This window comes from uncultured Anaerococcus sp. (genome assembly GCF_937934665.1).
In the GTDB taxonomy this organism is placed as follows: Bacteria; Bacillota; Clostridia; order Tissierellales; family Peptoniphilaceae; genus Anaerococcus.
This window is the reverse complement of the sequence record NZ_CALGYW010000041.1, coordinates 1-1,531: the sequence shown is the minus strand read 5'-3', so window position 1 is coordinate 1,531 and position 1,531 is coordinate 1. Positions and strand designations below refer to the sequence as shown.

At 38.7% G+C, this 1,531-nt stretch carries 1 protein-coding gene; it reads right to left on the bottom strand.

The features are described 5' to 3' along the window. Positions 1–1,496 (bottom strand): BCCT family transporter (locus tag Q0410_RS01675; protein ID WP_299032230.1); only part of this gene is annotated, 1,496 nt, incomplete at its 3' end. Positions 1,497–1,531 lie beyond the last annotated feature (35 nt).

Genomic DNA, 1,531 nt, shown 5'->3' with positions numbered 1-1,531 from the left:
CCCATTTGTTGTTTTTCGTGGTTTAGTTCTTTTAGTAGCGATACTCCCATCAATATCATTATTAATGAAAATGGGAGGGCTACAATTATTAGGGTGTTTTCTAGGGCTGTTAGTCCTCCTGAAAACAGTAGTGATATGGATATTACCGCGAGGATTGCTCCCCATATTACTTTTTTCGCACCTGATGGGTTCAGGTTTCCATTTTCTGATAGCATGGCTAGGACAAAGGTCGCTGAGTCTGCACTGGTTACAAAAAATGATATTATGAGTATGAGGGCCACTAGGGATAAGATTTGTCCTAGAGGATAGTGAGAGAAGGTCGCAAAGAGGACTTCTTCTGTAGCAAAACCTGTTAGGTCAATTCCCTTTGTTTGTAGGTTAGTTGATAGGGTACCAAAGGATGTAAACCAGATAAAGCTTAGCATGGTAGGTATTAGTAGAACTACTGTTAAAAACTCTCTGATAGTTCTTCCTTTTGATATTCTCGCTATAAATACTCCTACAAATGGTGACCAGGATATCCACCAAGCCCAGTAAAATATTGTCCAACTATTGATCCATGGACGGTATTCTGGCTCAAAGGATGATGCTCTAAAGCTCATTCCAAAAAAGTTTTGTATATAATTACCTATCGAATCTGTGAGGTTATCAAGGATGGTTACTGATGGACCTACTACAATTGCTATAGCTAATAGACCAATGGCCAGGATTAGGTTTAGGTTTGATAAGATTTTAACTCCCTTACCTAGTCCTGATAGGGCACTCATTACAAAGAGAGCAGTGGTTATGATTATAATAATGGTTTGGACTTTGAAATTATTTGGGATACCAAATAAGAAAGATAATCCACCATTTATCTGACTTGCACCAAAACCTAAGGTTGTAGCTACACCTATGACTGTGGCAACTATTGTTACTACATCAATTAACTTGCCGATGATCCCTTCAGTCTTTTCTCCTATAAGAGGCTTGAAGGTCACTGATAGGAGGTATTTTTCTTGCTTTCTAAATCCAAAATACGCTAGGGCAAGACCTACTATGGCATATACACCCCAGGCATGGATTCCCCAATGGAAAAATGTATATTTGAAGGAATCTGCCAGCGCCTTGGCTGTACCAGGCTCAGCAGCTGGTGAGTTTATAGCGTAGTGGCTAAGGGGTTCTGCCGCGCCATAGAAAACTAAGCCAATGCCCATCCCTGCAGAAAACATCATGGCTACCCATGATCTTGTAGAGTGGTCAGGTTCTGAATTAGGATTACCTAGTTTTATTTGTCCGATAGGACTTACTATTAGATAAAAAAGGAAAAATAATATCCCTGTTACTAATAAAAGGTAAAACCAACCAAATTTGGTGGTTATCTGTTCTGTTAAGTTTGATGTGAAATCTTGAAATGGTCCTGGTATGAAGATACCTCCTGCTACCAATAATAAGAGGATAGCAAGGGATCCTACATAGACCTTGTTAAAAATCTTTGATGAATTTTTTTCTGTCATTCATGCTCCTTTCTTGCTTATAAAATAAATCAAAA